The following is a 15749-nucleotide window of genomic DNA, read 5'->3' as shown; positions in this document are numbered from 1 at the left end:
GGAGGGAATGACACAATGGCAAGTATAGAGCTTCGTCAGGTCAAAAAAACATATGGCGCCCTCGACGTCATCAAGGGTATCGATCTCGATATCAAGCACGGCGAGTTCTGTGTTTTCGTCGGCCCGTCCGGTTGCGGAAAATCGACGCTGCTGCGCATGATCTCCGGTCTTGAAGAGCTGAGCGGCGGCGATATCGTCATCGGCGGCGATGTGGTGAACGCGGTTCCGGCTGCCGATCGCGGGCTTGCCATGGTGTTCCAGTCCTATGCGCTCTACCCGCATATGACGGTCCGGGAAAACCTGTCCTTCGGCCTGGAAAACGTCGGGACGCCGAAAAAAGACATCGTCGAGAAGGTCTCACAGGTGTCCAAGATGCTGCAGATCGACCAGCTGCTTGAGCGGCGGCCCAAGGATCTGTCGGGCGGCCAGCGACAGCGCGTCGCGATCGGTCGCGCTGTCGTGCGCGAACCGCGGGTTTTCCTGTTTGACGAGCCGCTGTCGAACCTCGATGCGGAACTGCGCGTGGATATGCGCGGCGAGATTTCCAGCCTGCATCGGCGTCTTGGCAACACCATGATCTATGTGACCCACGATCAGGTGGAGGCCATGACGATGGCCGACAAGATTGCCGTGCTGCGCGCCGGAAAGCTCGAGCAGTTCGGCGTTCCCCTCGATCTTTATAATCGCCCCGCAAACCTTTTCGTGGCAGGCTTCATCGGCTCCCCGAAGATGAATTTCTTCGCCGGCGAAGTAGTAGCGGAAGGTCAGCCGTCCCTTAAAATCGCGACCGGCGAATTGATCCCGTTGCCGCAGAGCGGCTTTTCCTACGCACCCGGCCAGAAGGTCACGCTCGGCATTCGTCCCAACCATGTGCAGCCCACACCGGACGGTGCGGTGACCATGTCCGTGCGCACGGCAGAGCAGCTCGGCGGGGAATCCTATCTCTATGGCAACCTCGGTGACGGCAGCCACGTCACCCTGCATCTTGCGGGGCAGACATCGACATCGGCTGGCGAAGTCATCCGCATGTCGGCGCCGCTGCAACATATCCACCTCTTCGATACGAAAAGCGGGCTGACGCTGAAGCAGGACTAAGCCTCCGTCGCCACGCCCCCGTAAAGCAGGACCTTTGACATGACCGACAAAAAACTCCGTTCCTCCCGCTGGTTCGCGCCCGACGATCTGCGCAGTTTCGGCCACCGCTCACGCATGATGCAGCTTGGCTATTCGGAGGAGGATTTTGCCGGCAAGCCCGTCATCGGCATTCTCAACACCTGGTCGGAGCTAAATACCTGTCACTCGCATTTTCCCGAACGTGTGAAAGATGTGAAGCGCGGCGTCCTACAGGCGGGCGGCTTCCCGGTCGAGATGCCCTCGCTTTCGGTCGATGAGAGTTTCACCAAGCCGACCTCTATGCTCTATCGCAACATGCTCGCCATGGAGACGGAGGAAATGATCCGTTCGCATCCGCTTGACGGCGTGGTGCTGATGGGCGGTTGCGACAAGACCACCCCCGGCCTCGTCATGGGAGCGATCTCGGCCGGCGTGCCGATGATCTATCTGCCGGCTGGGCCGATGCTGCGCGGCAACTATGCCGGCAAGGTGCTGGGCTCCGGCTCCGATGCCTGGAAATACTGGGACGAGCGCCGGGCCGGTAACGTGACCGATGAAGAATGGCGCGGCGTGCAGGGCGGCATTGCCCGCTCCGCCGGCGTCTGCATGACCATGGGTACGGCATCGACCATGACGGCAATCACCGATGCGCTCGGTCTCACTTTGCCCGGCGCTTCCTCCATCCCTGCGGTGGACGCCGAACACCAGCGCATGTCGGCAGGCTGTGGCCGTCGCATTGTGGAAATGGTAGCCGAGGAGCTGACCCCGGATCGTATTCTTACTGCGCCCGCGTTTCGGAATGCGGCCATCGTTGCCATGGCGACCGGTTGTTCCACCAATGCCGTCGTGCATCTGATTGCCATGGCGCGCCGCGCCGGTGTGCCGATGACGCTGGACGAGCTGGACGAACTCGGCCGCGTGACGCCGCTTATCGCCAATGTCCGCCCCTCCGGCAAAGATTACCTGATGGAGGATTTTTATTATGCGGGCGGTCTGCGAGCCCTGATGAAGCAGATCGAAAGCCGTCTGGACTGTTCCGTGCTCACCGTTACCGGCCGGAGCATGGACGAAAACCTCGAAGGCGCGCAGGTCTATAATGACGACGTCATCCGCTCGCTGGATAACCCTGTTTACGCCGAAGGATCGCTTGCCGTTCTACGCGGCAATCTTTGCCCGGATGGTGCAGTGATCAAGCCCGCCGCCTGCGATCCGAAACTTCATTTCCATGAAGGTCCAGCGCTGGTCTTCGATAGCTACCCCGAGATGAAGGCGGCAATCGACGATGAAAATCTGGATGTGACGCCCGATCACGTTCTGGTTCTGCGTAATGCCGGCCCGCTTGGCGGCCCAGGCTTTCCCGAATGGGGCATGCTGCCCATCCCCAAGGCGCTGATCAAGAAGGGTCACCGCGATATGGTGCGCATCTCCGATGCCCGCATGTCCGGCACCTCCTATGGCGCCTGCGTTCTTCATGTCGCGCCGGAAAGCTTCGTCGGCGGGCCGCTTGCCCTGCTGAAGACCGGCGATATCGTGCGGCTCGATCTGCCCCAGCGCCGTCTCGACATGCTGGTCAGCGAAGAGGAGATCGCCCAGCGTCGGGCCGCATGGCAGGCGCCGCCGCCGCGTTACGAGCGTGGTTATGGCTACATCTTCTCGAAACACGTTACCCAGGCGGATGCCGGATGCGATTTCGATTTCCTGCAGACGGATTTCGGCCGCACCGCTGGCGAACCCGACATATTCTGAGACGGGAGCGCGCAAAATGATGAAACGTTTGCTGATTACGGGCGCCGGCGGCAAGCTGGGCAGCATGTTGCGCGGCAGGCTCGGCCACCTCGCGGAGATCATCCGCGTTTCGGATGTGGTTGATATGGGTGCGGCGGCAGCGAATGAAGAGATCATCCGCTGCTCTCTGGAGGACGGTGGCGCCGTCCATGCGCTGGTGAAGGATTGCGACGGCATCGTCCATCTCGGCGGCATCTCCGTCGAAAAGGCTTACGATCCCATCGAGGCCGCCAATCTGCGCGGTGTCTATAATCTTTACGAGGCAGCAAGGCTCGCTGGCATGCCACGCATCCTGTTTGCCTCCAGCAACCACACTATCGGATATTATCCGCAGGGTGAGCAGCTATCGCCGCAGACGCCGTTTTTGCCAGATGGCCTTTACGGCGTCTCGAAGATTTTCGGCGAGGCAATGGCGAGCCTCTACAATTCCAAATTCGGACAGGAAACGGCCATCGTCCGCATTGGCTCCTGCGAGGAGAAGCCCACCAACTGGCGCATGTTATCCACCTGGCTCAGCCATGACGATCTGGTCTCCCTGGTAGAGGCCGTATTTCACGCGCCAAAACTCGGTTGCCCGGTCATCTGGGGCGTCTCTGCCAATGACGATAGCTGGTGGGATAATTCCCACGTCGATTTTCTCGGCTGGCAGCGGCGGGATAATGCCGCACGCTTCCGGGCCGATATCGAACGCGATGTCCCTCGCCCTGATCCGGATACCGCAATCGCGAAATACCAGGGCGGCGTTTTCATAGACGAACCGATCCATAAAAACTGATGTGCAGACACTCACGCTATTCGAGGAGAATAAGATGAATACAGAAACCAGGGAAAAATTGATGACGGTTTCCGTCGCCACGCTCGCAACCGCACTCTACAAGCGCGGCCTGCGCAACCAGGTCATTCAGGGCGTCCACCCGCTTGGCCACAAGGGCGCGAACATGGTCGGGCCTGCATTCACGCTGCGTTACATGCCCGCCCGCGAAGACCGCAACCAGCTGGTGGAATTCCGCAATCCCGCACATCCCCAGCGCGTCGCCATTGAGACCTGCCCGCCCGGCCACGTACTGGTCATGGACAGCCGCAAAGACCCGAGCGCCGCATCTGCTGGTGATATTCTCATCACCCGCCTGATGGTGCGCGGTGCTGCCGGCGTCGTTACGGATGGCGGTTTCCGCGATGCTGCGACGATTGCGGAGCTGGATATTCCAGCCTACCACACCCGACCATCCAGCCCTACAAACCTCACGAAACACGAAGCAATTGAAATCAACGGACCGATCGGCTGCGGCGATGCCCCGATTTTCCCCGGGGATATCATTGTCGGCGATGCGGATTGCGTCATAGTCATCCCCGCCGGAATTGCCGACGAAATCGCGACAGAAGCGGTGGAAATGACCGCTTACGAGGATTTCGTGGTCGAACAGGTGAAGGGCGGCGCAACCATCATCGGCCTTTATCCCTGCACGAAGGACGAACACCAGAAGGCTTTCGCCGTATGGCGCGAACAAAGAGACCGTTCGGGCGAGTGAGCCGCACAGAACGCTTGCCGGCTTCGTCCACAATGCCTTGAAGCAAGCCTGTATGGGTGGCGTCCCACTCATGCAGGCGGACTCGCATGTGCAATAATACCAAGTCGCCGAAGCGACTGGGCCGACGATTTTCCCGCACTGAAAACCGGCCCGAAATGGGCTTCTGTCGATATTCGTAAAATGATCCCCTTGAGTTTGCAGTGTTTGGTAACACCCGCAAAAACACATTGACTACATCTATATTTCCATTAATCTGGATATATGGAACAAGAACAGGCTATTCTCGCTTTGGCGGCGCTTGCGCAGCCAACCCGTCTCGAAACTTTTCGGCTGCTTGTGCGGCACGCACCGGAAGGCTTGCCGGCGGGTGACATCGCGCGCGCGCTGGTGGTGCCGCAAAACACCATGTCCGCGCATCTGAATGTTCTGTCACGCGCGGGCCTCGTATCATCGCAACGCCAGAGCAGGATCATCATGTATCGCGCGCAGATAGAACAGCTTCGCGACATGACGCTGTTTCTCCTGAAAGATTGTTGTGGTGGATCGGCAGAGCTTTGCGCTCCGCTGATCGCCGAGTTAACGCCCTGCTGCAATCCACAGGCGGGAAAGTCCGGCTGATGTCCACGTTTGAACGTTACCTAACCGTCTGGGTGTTTCTGTGCATCATCGTCGGTGTCGCCCTCGGCCATTTGCTGCCCGGCGTCTTCCAGCTCATTGGCGCGGCCGAGATCGCCAAGGTGAATATCCCGGTCGCAATCCTGATCTGGCTGATGATCATTCCGATGCTGCTGAAGATCGATTTCCGCTCTCTCACGCAGGTCGGCACCTACTGGCGGGGTATCGGCGTCACGCTGTTCATCAACTGGGCCGTCAAGCCGTTCTCGATGGCGCTGCTGGGCTGGCTCTTCATCGGCTGGCTGTTCCGCCCCTATCTTGCCGCTGACCAGATCGACTCCTATATCGCGGGGCTGATCATTCTTGCCGCAGCGCCCTGCACTGCCATGGTCTTTGTGTGGTCTAACCTGACCCGCGGCGAACCGCTGTTCACGCTCTCGCAGGTCGCACTCAACGATGCGATCATGGTCATCGCCTTTGCTCCCATTGTCGGCCTGTTGCTTGGCCTGTCCGCAATCACCGTTCCGTGGGACACGCTTGTCCTCTCCGTTGCCCTCTATATCGTCGTGCCCGTCTTCCTCGCGCAGTTCATCCGGCACCGGCTCATGGCGGACGGAACGTCACGGATGCTCGATCGCATTCTCGCAAGGCTGCAGCCGATTTCGCTGGTAGCGCTGCTTGCAACACTGGTTCTTCTCTTCGCCTTCCAGGGCGAGCAGATTATCGCCCAACCGGCCGTCATCGGCTTGCTTGCAATCCCCATCCTTATCCAGGTCTATCTGAACTCCGGGCTCGCCTATCTTCTGAACCGGATGAGCGGCGAACGGCACTGCATTGCCGGTCCGTCGGCACTGATCGGTGCAAGCAACTTCTTCGAACTCGCGGTTGCGGCCGCTATCAGCCTGTTCGGTTTTCAATCAGGCGCAGCACTGGCAACCGTTGTCGGCGTCCTCATCGAGGTTCCGGTCATGCTGTCCGTCGTCTGGATCGTGAACCGCTCGAAGGATTGGTACGAGGCGGCCCCAGCCGTTTCCCGAAACACAATTACCGAAAGGCAATGAGCATGGACGTCACCATCTATCACAACCCGGATTGCGGCACTTCGCGCAACACGCTCGCACTCATTGAGCACGCCGGTATTCAACCCACTGTGATCGAGTATCTGAAAACCCCGCCGAGCCGCGAGCAACTCGTCAAGATGATCGCCGACGCCGGGCTGACCGTCCGCGAGGCGATCCGCGAGAAGGGCACGCCCTATACGGTGCTTGGGCTTGGATATCCTGAACTGACCGATGACCAGTTGATCGATGCCATGCTCGAGACACCAATCCTGATCAACCGGCCGTTCGTCATCACCCCGATGGGTACGCGGTTGTCGCGCCCCTCGGAAGTGGTTCTGGATATACTTCCGGCAGACGCATTCAAGGGGCCGTTTACCAAAGAAGACGGCGAACAGGTCCTCGATGATGAAGGAAAGCGCATTGTCTGACACATTCCCCGCACTTGAGGGCCAGCACCTGCACGCGATTGATCTCGATGCTCTGCGTCCGGCCTTTTCGACACATAAGCCCCGCATTCTGATCCTCTACGGTTCGCTACGCGAGGTATCCTATAGTCGTTTGCTTGCCTTCGAAGCAGGGCGGCTGCTCGAACGGCTTGGATGCGAGGTTCGGATATTCGATCCGAAGGGCCTGCCTTTGCCCGACGAAGCACCGGTGAGCCACCCGAAGGTGCAGGAATTGCGTGAGCTCTCGCAATGGTCGGAAGGGCAGGTTTGGGTAAGCCCCGAGCGCCACGGCGCGATGACCGGCATCATGAAGTCGCAGATCGACTGGATTCCTCTCTCGCTCGGATCTGTTCGCCCGACACAGGGCAAGACGCTCGCCGTCATGGAGGTTTCCGGCGGCAGCCAGTCCTTCAATGCCGTGAACCAGATGCGTATCCTCGGGCGATGGATGCGGATGATCACAATCCCCAACCAGTCGTCGGTCGCAAGGGCGTATCAGGAGTTCGATGCTAACGGACGGATGAAGCCGTCTCCCTATTACGACCGGGTGGTGGATGTCTGCGAGGAGCTGGTGAAGTTCACGCTACTGACACGCGACGCCTCCGCTTTTCTCACGGACCGTTACAGCGAACGCAAGGAACAGGCGGAAGAACTCGAGAAGCGCGTTTCGCTGAAGTCGATCTGACGTTTCAATTCGTTGCTGTGGCAGGCGTTCTCAAGGATACCGCGACCGCAACGAATGCAGCGATACCGATTGCCCCGAGGCAGGCATTGGCGGCGAGAGCAAAGCTTGTCCCGAAATTTTCCATCGCCGCGGCAAAGACGAATGGCGCTGCGGCACTCACCGCCAGTCGCGCGGCCGCCATCCTGCCCGTAATCGCTCCGTATCCTTCAGAGCCAAACAAATAAAGCGGCAGGCTTCCCTGCGCGATGCTGTTGATGCCTGACCCGAGACCAAGACAGATCGCAAAGGCAATGGCGCCCGGCAACCAGTTCCCCGTCATCATCAGGATCAAAACACCGGCGACGATCAGGATAGCGGAAAGCGCAGCCAGCGCCGGCGGCGAGAGGCTTTTTCCAAACGCCATATTGATAAGCCGGCTTAATACCTGAGCGGGACCGAAGAGCGATCCGACAACCACCGCAGCAGCACCAAGCCCGATAGACGCGAGCATTGGAACCATATGCGCAAGCATTGCCGTCAGCGTGAAGCCCAGTACAGCGAAGGCAAACGACACGACGACCATACCGCGTCTGCGCGCATGCACTGGTAGTGCACCCATCACCGTTTCACGCGTTCCAGTCGCCAGATCGCTGTTCGATCCAGCCTTTCCGGCGCGCATGATCCAGTAGTGGAGCGGCATGCACAGAAAGAGGTTTAATGCCGCGAAGACGAGATAGATCTCCCGCCAAGAGATAACTCCCGCCAATGCGACCGAAATCGGCCAGAAGATTGTCGAGGCGAAACCGGCGATCACGGTCAAATAGGTAATGCTGCGGGCGGCGGTTCTGGGATCGCTTTCAACGAGCGTCGCGAATGCGGCCTGATACTGCACCATTCCGGACGATACCTCGAGCAGGATGATGGCAACGGCGAAGATTGCGACTGACGGTGACCAGGCACAGAGCGACAGCATCAAGGCCGCAAGGCCTGAGCCGACCGTCATCACCGTGGCGGCTCCGATCCTATCCATCTGCCTGCCGATATAGGTTGCCGACAGACCTCCGATGAATAGCGACACCGAGAAGACGCCAAATACCTCCGCCAATGTCAGGCCGAGGTCTTCCGCCATGCCGGGCGCAAGAATACTGAAACTGTAATAGAGAGTGCCGTAACCGATGATCTGCGTGAGGCCAAGCGCTGAGACAATGCCGGCGGATACTTTCGAATTATGCAACGATATTGCCCCCATCGGACGAAGTGCCGGCCGGACTGGCGCATCCATCGCTTCGCTCGACATTCTCCAGAATCGCCGGATGTTCGGCACAGCAGTCTTCTACCAGGAATTTCACAAGCTCGGCCAAGGTGTCGTAGCTGGCGCTGTAAAGGATAGACCGCGACATTCGTCGTTGCGAGACCAGGCCAGACCGCTCCAGTTCCTTGAGATGAAACGACACGTTGGTCGCCGAGACGCCCATGCGCTCGGCGATTGCACCGGCGGCCAGTCCGTCAGGACCGGCAACGACAAGTGCTCGAACGATCGCGAGGCGCGTCTCCTGAGAGAGGGCAGCAAATGCCGAAAGAGCCTGATGCTGATCCATACTTCAATAATCCTTGAATTATTGAAGTATGGATAGCGAACGGCGATGCCATCGGCAAGGCAATTTCTTCCGAGATCACACTTTCCCCTCTGGAGCATACGTAGGCGTTCGCGGCGACGGGGCTATGAGCGGCGTATGCTCTACGCCCTGCGCGCGTTCTTGTGAAACGCCTCTGATGCGAAACCGGCGAGTTCGCGAATGAAGAAATCGAGCACCGTCGAAGGCTTTTCAGCGGACCGCGTGGCAATAACGAAGGTGGACTGGATACGGGTCTTTGCTGCCATCAACGGCCGGAAAATTCCTTTCTGGACCCAATCATCCGCATAATGATCAGGCAGATACCCAACATAGTGGCCGGACATCACGAACATCGCCTGCGCCTCCATGTTGGAGGCTGAAGCACGCGCCCGTGCCTGCGGGAAATATTGCAGCTCACGCATATTGGCATAGGGCCGTACGACAAAATCGAAGGATTCGATGCGCTCGACGGAAAGTTCGGCATCGGGAAGATGAAAGAGCTGGTGTCCCTTCGCGCAATACAGTGAATGCGCCTCTTCCCTGAAGCGCGAAAGTTTCAGGCCCTGATACGGCAGCGTTTCCGGTAAAAGCGCGATGTCCAGGCCGCCATTGGCGATTTCCGACAACAGGGCGTCCGGCGTGTCGATCACCAGCTCGATACGTGCTTCCGGCGCCTTTTCGCTGATGCGGGCGATGATCCGGTGAATGGGCAGGTCGTGATCGGTAATCGTGTTGTCCACAAGTCCCAGTCGCAACGTGCCGGTAATACGGTTCTTGAGCGTACCGATATCGCTTTCGAAGGCGTTCAGCGCCAGGAACAGCACTTTCGAACGCTCATGTACGAGCGCGCCGCGATCCGTCAATTCAAAACCCGATCGCCCTCGCCGACACAGCTTGAAACCGAGCCTGTCTTCCAGCGCCTTGATATGGAAACTGACAGCGGACTGGCTCAGCCCGAGCGTGATTTGCGCGCCGAGAAAACTCTTGTGCTCCACGACGGCGCGGAAGACGGCGAGAGAACGAAGGTCGGATTGCGCGAGCTGCATGGGGATCGTTACATCAATTTTACAAATATAAACTCCATCAGTTTCCTATTTTTCTGGAATAATGTCCATGGTTTCCTTCTCCCCAATCACAAACCAATAAGGGAACGAAACCATGCAAAACCTGCTCACTCTGAAATCTCTCACACTCTGCGCAGCTTTCGCCGTCAGCCTCGGCGCATCCGCCCATGCCGCCGATCTTCTGGAAAAGATCAAGGCCGATAAGGTTTTCACTGTCGCAACCGAGGCCCGGTTTGCGCCGTTCGAATTTGTCGATGACGGCAAGATCGTCGGTTATTCCGCTGACATCATGCAAGAAGTCATGAAAGCCTTACCAGGCGTTGAGCTGAAGCGTCTCGATCTGCCCTGGCAGGGCATCCTGCCAGGCCTTGCCGCCAGCCGCTTCGATTATGTCGTGACCTCGGTCACCGTGACGCCGGAACGCATGAAGGCCTACAAGCTCTCAGCACCCGTTGCCGATGCGACGATGGCAATCCTGAAACGCAAGGGCGATGCCGAGATCTCCAAGCCGGAAGATATCGCGGGTAAGCCCGTCGGCTCGCAGGCGGGCTCCGCGCAGCTCAAGGCGCTTGAGACGTTTTCCGCCGAACTGAAGGCCGCCGGCAAGGATGCCACGACGGTCTCCAGCTACACGGATTTCTCGGAAGCTTATGCCGACCTCGGTGCCGGGCGCCTGCGCGCCGTCGTCAACTCGCTTCCAAACCTTCTGGAAGCTGCACGCCAGCGGCCGGATGCTTTTGAAGTCGTTCTGCCGACCTTCGGACCGAAGACCTATTTCTCATGGGCGGGCCGCAACGATACTGACAGTGCGACGCTAAATGCCTTCATGGACAGTGAATTGGCAAAGCTCAATGCATCCGGCAAACTGGCCGAATTCCAGAAGAAATGGTTCGGCGCGCAGATGGAACTGCCCGCCACTCTGCCGGCGACTGAGTGACCGGCAGGTCGAACCGGTCATGGACAAGATATCTTTTGCCATCTGGCCGGTTCTTCTGGACGGCCTCTTCACCACGCTGACCGTCAGCCTTTCGGCGCTTCTTCTGGGAGCGCCGCTGGCCCTTCTCCTCGGGGCCTGCGGTCGCAGCGGCCGCCTGTCCCGCCTGGCATCCGGTCTTTACATCTCCTTCTGGCGAGGCACGCCCATTCTAGTCCAGCTGCTGATCGTCTTCTACGTCCTGCCACTTCTGGGGCTGGATCTGACGCCGGTTGCTGCCGCAACTTTGGCGCTGGCGCTAAACACAGCCGCCTTCCAGTCGGAGATATACAGGGCAGGCCTGCAATCCATTCCAAAGGGAGAGCGGGAAGCCGCCGCCATGCTTGGCCTTTCCGCAGGTCGTACATTCCTGCACATTGAAGTGCCTCAGGCCTTCAGAACCATGTTGCCGGCACTTGTCGGCGAGATACAGGCTCTCGTGAAGAACTCCTCACTCGTTTCGGTCATCGCCGTCACCGACTTGACGCGCCGTGCCCAGCAATATGCAGCCACCACCTTCCGGCCACTCGACGCCTATCTCTCGGCTCTCCTGCTTTATGTCGCGGTTGGAGCGCTGCTTGCGGGAATAGGCCTCCTTGTCGAACGGCACCTGACAAAGGGAGCGACGCGATGATTTCCGGCTTCCTGAACGATATTCCTCTCTATGCGGCCGGGTTGTTCACAACACTGACAGTTTCCATTGCGGGTATCGCACTGGCCGTCATCATCGGCATCGTGCTGGCTGGGGCGCTACGGTCGCGGTACATGGCCATCTCCCTGCCGGTAAGGCTTTATGTGGAGTTTGCCCGCGGCGCGCCGCTCGCGCTGATCCTGTTTCTTTTCTATTATGGCGGCCCGCAATTGGGGCTGATCCTCAGCCCCTATGCCGCCGGCATCGTCGGTCTCGGCCTCTATGGCGCTGGCCCCTTTGCGGAGATTTTCCGCGCCGGTTTCAATGCCGTTCCAAGAGGCGAGATCGAAGCGGCGGGAATGCTGGGCATTACCTCCGGCGACACCTTTCTCCACATCCAGATGCCGCAGGCGCTGGCACTGACGCTGCCGGCTTCCGTCGGCCAGGCCATTAATCTCGTCAAGGAATCCGCAGTTCTGTCCGTCATCACGCTCAGCGAGCTGACCAAGGTCGCCGGTACGATCAGCTCGATCACCTTCGCGGTCGTAACCCCTTATCTCACCATTGCCCTGCTCTACTGGGCAATCGTCGAAATCCTGTCGCGGCTCGGCCTCTATCTCGAACGCCGCCTTTCCACCGAAGGCTCCTGACATGAGCGAACGAACAGTTGTTATTTCCGCGCGCGGCCTGGAGAAAAGGTTCGGTGACAAGACCGTTCTGAAAGGTATCGATCTCGACATTCATATGGGTGATGTCCTGTGCATCATCGGACCTTCGGGATCGGGCAAGAGCACGCTTCTGCGCTCGCTTGCATTTCTCGATCCCTATGACGCGGGTGATGTCGATGTCTTCGGCCGCCTGATCGGCTGGCGTGAAACCCCGCTTGGCCGCGAACGCGCCGGTCCGAAAGAACTGGCAGAGACGCGCCGCCCGCTTGGAATGGTCTTTCAGCACTTTCATCTGTGGCCGCATATGAGCGTCATCAAAAACGTGACATTGGCGCTCAGGCTCGTCCATGGTCTTCCCCAGGCCGAAGCGATAAAGCGCGGCCGCGCCATGCTGGATAAAGTCGGGCTTGCCGCTTTCGCTGACCGCCGACCCGACGGCCTGTCCGGTGGGCAGAAGCAACGTGTCGCCATCGCCCGCGCACTGGCGGTGAACCCTCGCGCCATGCTGTTCGACGAACCGACCTCGGCACTCGATCCCGAACTTGTCGGTGAAGTGCTTTCCGTCATGAAGACGCTCGCGGCGGAAGGAATGACCATGGTCATCGTCACGCACGAAATGGGTTTTGCCGCGCACGCGGCCAACCGTGTCGTCTTCATGGATGACGGCAAGATCGTTGAGGAAGGCGCGCCGCAGACGCTTTTCAGTAATCCGAAGAGCGAACGCCTTTCCCAATTTCTGCAAACCTGGCGCGAGCGCGCACTTTGATATCTGAAAGGACATTTCCATGACTGCCCACGGCTATGACGGCGGACGATTGAACCTGCCATTCGTCGGTATTTCCACCTTTGCCAAAAGTCCCTACGTCGAAAACTGGGACGCGATCGACGCGGATGTTGCGGTTCTCGGTGCCCCGTTCGATTTTGGGACGCAATGGCGCCCCGGCGCCCGCTTCGGGCCGCGCAGCATCCGTGAGGCCTCCACCCTGTTTTCCTTCGGCCACGCGGGCGCCTACGATCACGAGGACGACGTCACATATCTGGAAGGCGTGAAGATCGTCGATATAGGCGACGCCGACATTGTTCATACCGATACGGTGAACAGCCACGCGAATATCGAGTTCGGCGTCCGCAAAATCCTTAAAGCCGGCGCACTGCCTGTGGTGCTTGGCGGAGACCACTCCATCAACATCCCCTGCATCAATGCCTTCAGCGATCAGGAGCCGATCCATCTGGTGCAGATCGACGCGCATCTGGATTTCGTCGATGAGCGTCACGGCGTCCGCTTCGGACATGGCAGCCCCATGCGCCGCGCCTCGGAAAAACCGTGGGTCACCGGAATGACCCAGCTCGGTATCCGCAACGTCTCCTCCACCGCAAAGGAAGGATACGACTATGCCCGCTCCCAGGGCTCGGATATTCTCTCCGTGCGCCAGATCCGCAAACTCGGCGTGGACGCCGTAGTGGAGCGCATCCCCGCGGGCAAGCGCTATTATCTTTCGATCGATATCGATGGCTTCGACCCATCCATCGCGCCAGGAACCGGGACCCCGAGCCATGGCGGCTTCATCTATTACGAGGTACTGGAACTGATTGCAGGTCTTGCAAAGCGTGGCGAGATCGTCGGCATTGATCTGGTCGAGGTCGCGCCTGATTACGATCACACCGGCTCAACCGCCATTCTGGCTGCGCAGATTCTGCTCAACGCGATCGGACGTATCTTCATAGCTCGGAACGCATAAAAAACCGCGATCCGCCGGTACTGGATCCTTGGACAGGCAGCGCGCAAAAAGGGCCGCCCTTGGGGCTTCCTGGAGTTCGATGGTCTCGTCAGATATGAAGCCAAAAGCCCTCCACGGGGGAGGGCTTTTGTTTGCATTGATTGTAGCTACGGTTGCGACGGTTTTAAAAGTCCCGAAACGCCAAACGCGCCTTGCTGTGCACCACGCAAAAATCAGATATCGACGACAAGCCCCTTTGCCTTCAGGACGGGCTCCAGATTGCTAACCTCGATAACGGATTTGCCCTGCTTGTAAGCTTCAATGAAGCCCGCTTCAGCATCTTCGCGAATTTGCGAAAGACGTGCCGATTCCTGAGCGTCAGCACGACGCACAACCACCAAACCGTCCGCATCGCCAACAATGATGTCGCCGGGATTGACGATCTCATCGCCAATGATGATCGTATCGTTTACTGCGGCAATCGTTTCCTTGACGGTACCCTTGATGCAGACGCTGAACGAGAATACAGGGAAGCCAAGGTCTCGAAGCTGCAAGGTGTCACGCACACCGGTATCAGTCACCAGACCACCGATCCCCTTTGCAAGGCAGGCATTTGCCAGCACGTCGCCAAAGGAACCAGCCTCTTCGTACTCACCAGCCGAAACAACGATGATGTCGCCGGGCTTGGCGTAATTAATGGCCAGCTGCAACATGATGTTGTCACGCGGCGCGCATTTGACGGTAAAGGCGGGACCACACAGTTTCATGCGGTAATCGACAGGCTTGATACGGGAGGAAAGTGCGCCCCTTCGACCCTGTGCCTCGTGGATGGTTGCCGGCGAAAACTTCGAAAGGGCTTCGATGTCTGCCTTGCTTGGCCGTTCTGCTATATCTTTAATGTGGATCATAAAACCTCCCACGGTAAGGCTGGCGGCGGGAACGTCCCGCCACTCGCATTGAGTTTAATTGTCATGTGTCAATCGTTGCCGTGGCTTGAAGCCAGGCGGGATCAGGGGATCGGGTCGAATTTCAGCTCGGAGAGCGGGACGACCTTGTCCGTACGGGTCATTTTGTATTCGGTATTCGGGCCAAGCCACTTGTCCCAGATTTTGTTTATCTCGCCGGAGGCGTCGAGTGTGCGCAGCACTTCATTGATCTTCGCTGTCAGGGCAGGATTGTCCTTTGCCATGCCGACACCGATCGGCTGATAGAGCATCGGCTCCTCGATCATGCGCATCGGTTTGCCCTTGGTCTTCGATTCATTGACGAACTTGGTGGTGGTCATGGTGTTGGCCACCATACCCCGCGCCTTTCCCTGCTGAACGGCAAGATAGGCAGAGGCAGTATCCTGGAAGGTCAGCGGCTCGGACTTGTTGAGCTTGATAGACATTTCAGAGGTCGAGCCCTTGGTGGAGGCGACACGCTGGCCTTCGTAATCCGACTTCTTCTTGCCGGCATCATCAACCGGCACGATCAGCATTTCCTTGGCGAGATAATAGGGATCGCTGAACTGAATCTGCTCGGCGCGGCTTTGTGTGTAGGCGAGATTGGCGACGGTGATATCGACGCGGCCAAGTTTGACTTCCGGCACACGTGCTTCCACCGACACCGGTTTGACTTCGGCCTTCACGCCCAGTTCCTTGGCGATCGCGTTGCAAAGATCAACGTCAAAACCGGCCATTTCACGGGTCTTCGTATCGGGTGCCGCGAATGGCACGACATCGGCAAAGGTTGCGCAACGGAGCACCTTGTTCGCCATGATCGTATCGAGTTGATCAGCCGCCGCTGGTGACGCGAGAGCGGTTCCAGCCAGTGCAACGGTAAGTGTCAGGCATTTCCAGTTCATGGTCAGTTCTCCTCTTATGA

Annotated in this window: 18 protein-coding genes; 13 read left to right on the top strand and 5 right to left on the bottom strand. The window is 58.7% G+C overall.

Going from position 1 to position 15749, the window contains the following annotated elements; all coding sequences use genetic code 11:
- Positions 1-15: 15 nt before the first annotated feature.
- From CRP02_RS08235 to arsH, 8 genes are all read left to right on the top strand, one after another.
- Positions 16-1095, top strand: coding sequence for an ABC transporter ATP-binding protein (locus CRP02_RS08235; RefSeq protein ID WP_097170771.1), 1080 nt, complete (start codon positions 16-18; stop codon positions 1093-1095).
- 39 nt (positions 1096-1134) lie between these two features.
- Positions 1135-2859, top strand: a complete 1725-nt coding sequence (gene araD, locus CRP02_RS08230; RefSeq protein WP_097170770.1) for an L-arabinonate dehydratase — start codon at positions 1135-1137, stop codon at positions 2857-2859.
- Positions 2860-2875: 16 nt separating this feature from the next.
- Positions 2876-3673, top strand: a complete 798-nt coding sequence (locus tag CRP02_RS08225; protein ID WP_097170769.1) for an NAD-dependent epimerase/dehydratase family protein — start codon at positions 2876-2878, stop codon at positions 3671-3673.
- 34 nt (positions 3674-3707) lie between these two features.
- A complete protein-coding gene (locus CRP02_RS08220) occupies positions 3708-4427 on the top strand; it encodes a ribonuclease activity regulator RraA (RefSeq protein ID WP_097170768.1) in 720 nt (239 codons plus the stop codon).
- Between the two features lie 261 nt (positions 4428-4688).
- On the top strand, positions 4689-5045 hold the full coding sequence (locus CRP02_RS08215) for an ArsR/SmtB family transcription factor (RefSeq protein ID WP_097170767.1): 357 nt from the start codon (positions 4689-4691) through the stop codon (positions 5043-5045).
- Positions 5045-6103, top strand: coding sequence for an ACR3 family arsenite efflux transporter (gene arsB / locus CRP02_RS08210; protein ID WP_097170766.1), 1059 nt, complete (start codon positions 5045-5047; stop codon positions 6101-6103). The genes CRP02_RS08215 and arsB overlap by 1 nt, the downstream gene beginning before the upstream one ends.
- Positions 6104-6105: 2 nt before the next feature.
- Entirely contained in the window at positions 6106-6531 is a 426-nt protein-coding gene (gene arsC, locus CRP02_RS08205; RefSeq protein WP_097170765.1) for an arsenate reductase (glutaredoxin), read from the top strand.
- Entirely contained in the window at positions 6506-7234 is a 729-nt protein-coding gene (gene arsH, locus CRP02_RS08200; RefSeq protein ID WP_097170764.1) for an arsenical resistance protein ArsH, read from the top strand. Before arsC ends, arsH begins: the two co-directional genes overlap by 26 nt.
- A gap of 4 nt (positions 7235-7238) precedes the next feature.
- On the opposite strand, the gene arsK is transcribed toward arsH, so the two are convergent.
- The 3 genes from arsK to CRP02_RS08185 form a co-directional block, all read right to left on the bottom strand.
- The gene (arsK, locus tag CRP02_RS08195; protein WP_179783997.1) at positions 7239-8462 is read right to left on the bottom strand and encodes an arsenite efflux MFS transporter ArsK; all 1224 of its coding nucleotides are present in this window, start codon (positions 8460-8462) and stop codon (positions 7239-7241) included.
- The gene (locus CRP02_RS08190; RefSeq protein WP_097170762.1) at positions 8440-8811 is read right to left on the bottom strand and encodes an ArsR/SmtB family transcription factor; all 372 of its coding nucleotides are present in this window, start codon (positions 8809-8811) and stop codon (positions 8440-8442) included. Before CRP02_RS08190 ends, arsK begins: the two co-directional genes overlap by 23 nt.
- Before the next feature lie 140 nt (positions 8812-8951).
- Complete coding sequence (locus CRP02_RS08185; protein WP_097170761.1) at positions 8952-9875, bottom strand: LysR family transcriptional regulator; 924 nt, start codon at positions 9873-9875, stop codon at positions 8952-8954.
- A gap of 112 nt (positions 9876-9987) precedes the next feature.
- On the opposite strand from CRP02_RS08185, the gene CRP02_RS08180 reads away from it, so the two are divergent.
- Genes CRP02_RS08180 through speB form a run of 5 tightly spaced genes read left to right on the top strand, consistent with a single transcriptional unit; the run spans position 9988 to position 13904 of the window.
- The gene (locus tag CRP02_RS08180) at positions 9988-10830 is read left to right on the top strand and encodes a transporter substrate-binding domain-containing protein (RefSeq protein WP_097170760.1); all 843 of its coding nucleotides are present in this window, start codon (positions 9988-9990) and stop codon (positions 10828-10830) included.
- 19 nt (positions 10831-10849) lie between these two features.
- Positions 10850-11500 carry an amino acid ABC transporter permease gene (locus CRP02_RS08175; protein WP_097170759.1) on the top strand — a complete coding sequence of 217 codons (651 nt, stop codon included), beginning with the start codon at positions 10850-10852 and terminating at the stop codon, positions 11498-11500.
- Complete coding sequence (locus CRP02_RS08170; RefSeq protein ID WP_097170758.1) at positions 11497-12147, top strand: amino acid ABC transporter permease; 651 nt, start codon at positions 11497-11499, stop codon at positions 12145-12147. Before CRP02_RS08175 ends, CRP02_RS08170 begins: the two co-directional genes overlap by 4 nt.
- Position 12148: 1 nt before the next feature.
- Positions 12149-12931 (top strand): amino acid ABC transporter ATP-binding protein, encoded by a 783-nt coding sequence (locus tag CRP02_RS08165; protein WP_003518027.1) that lies wholly within the window; start codon positions 12149-12151, stop codon positions 12929-12931.
- Between the two features lie 19 nt (positions 12932-12950).
- Positions 12951-13904, top strand: coding sequence for an agmatinase (gene speB / locus CRP02_RS08160; protein WP_097170757.1), 954 nt, complete (start codon positions 12951-12953; stop codon positions 13902-13904).
- 212 nt (positions 13905-14116) lie between these two features.
- Here the strand turns inward: speB and CRP02_RS08155 are convergent, their stop codons facing one another.
- Both CRP02_RS08155 and CRP02_RS08150 read right to left on the bottom strand, forming a co-directional pair.
- Complete coding sequence (locus CRP02_RS08155) at positions 14117-14791, bottom strand: 4-carboxy-4-hydroxy-2-oxoadipate aldolase/oxaloacetate decarboxylase (RefSeq protein ID WP_003518022.1); 675 nt, start codon at positions 14789-14791, stop codon at positions 14117-14119.
- 101 nt (positions 14792-14892) lie between these two features.
- Positions 14893-15729, bottom strand: a complete 837-nt coding sequence (locus CRP02_RS08150; protein ID WP_097099805.1) for an ABC transporter substrate-binding protein — start codon at positions 15727-15729, stop codon at positions 14893-14895.
- Positions 15730-15749: the final 20 nt, after the last annotated feature.

Source organism: Rhizobium sp. AN5 (genome assembly GCF_900215255.1).
GTDB lineage: Bacteria > Pseudomonadota > Alphaproteobacteria > Rhizobiales > Rhizobiaceae > Agrobacterium > Agrobacterium tumefaciens.
Note: the sequence above shows the minus strand (reverse complement) of the source record. Positions and strands in the feature narration are given on the sequence as shown.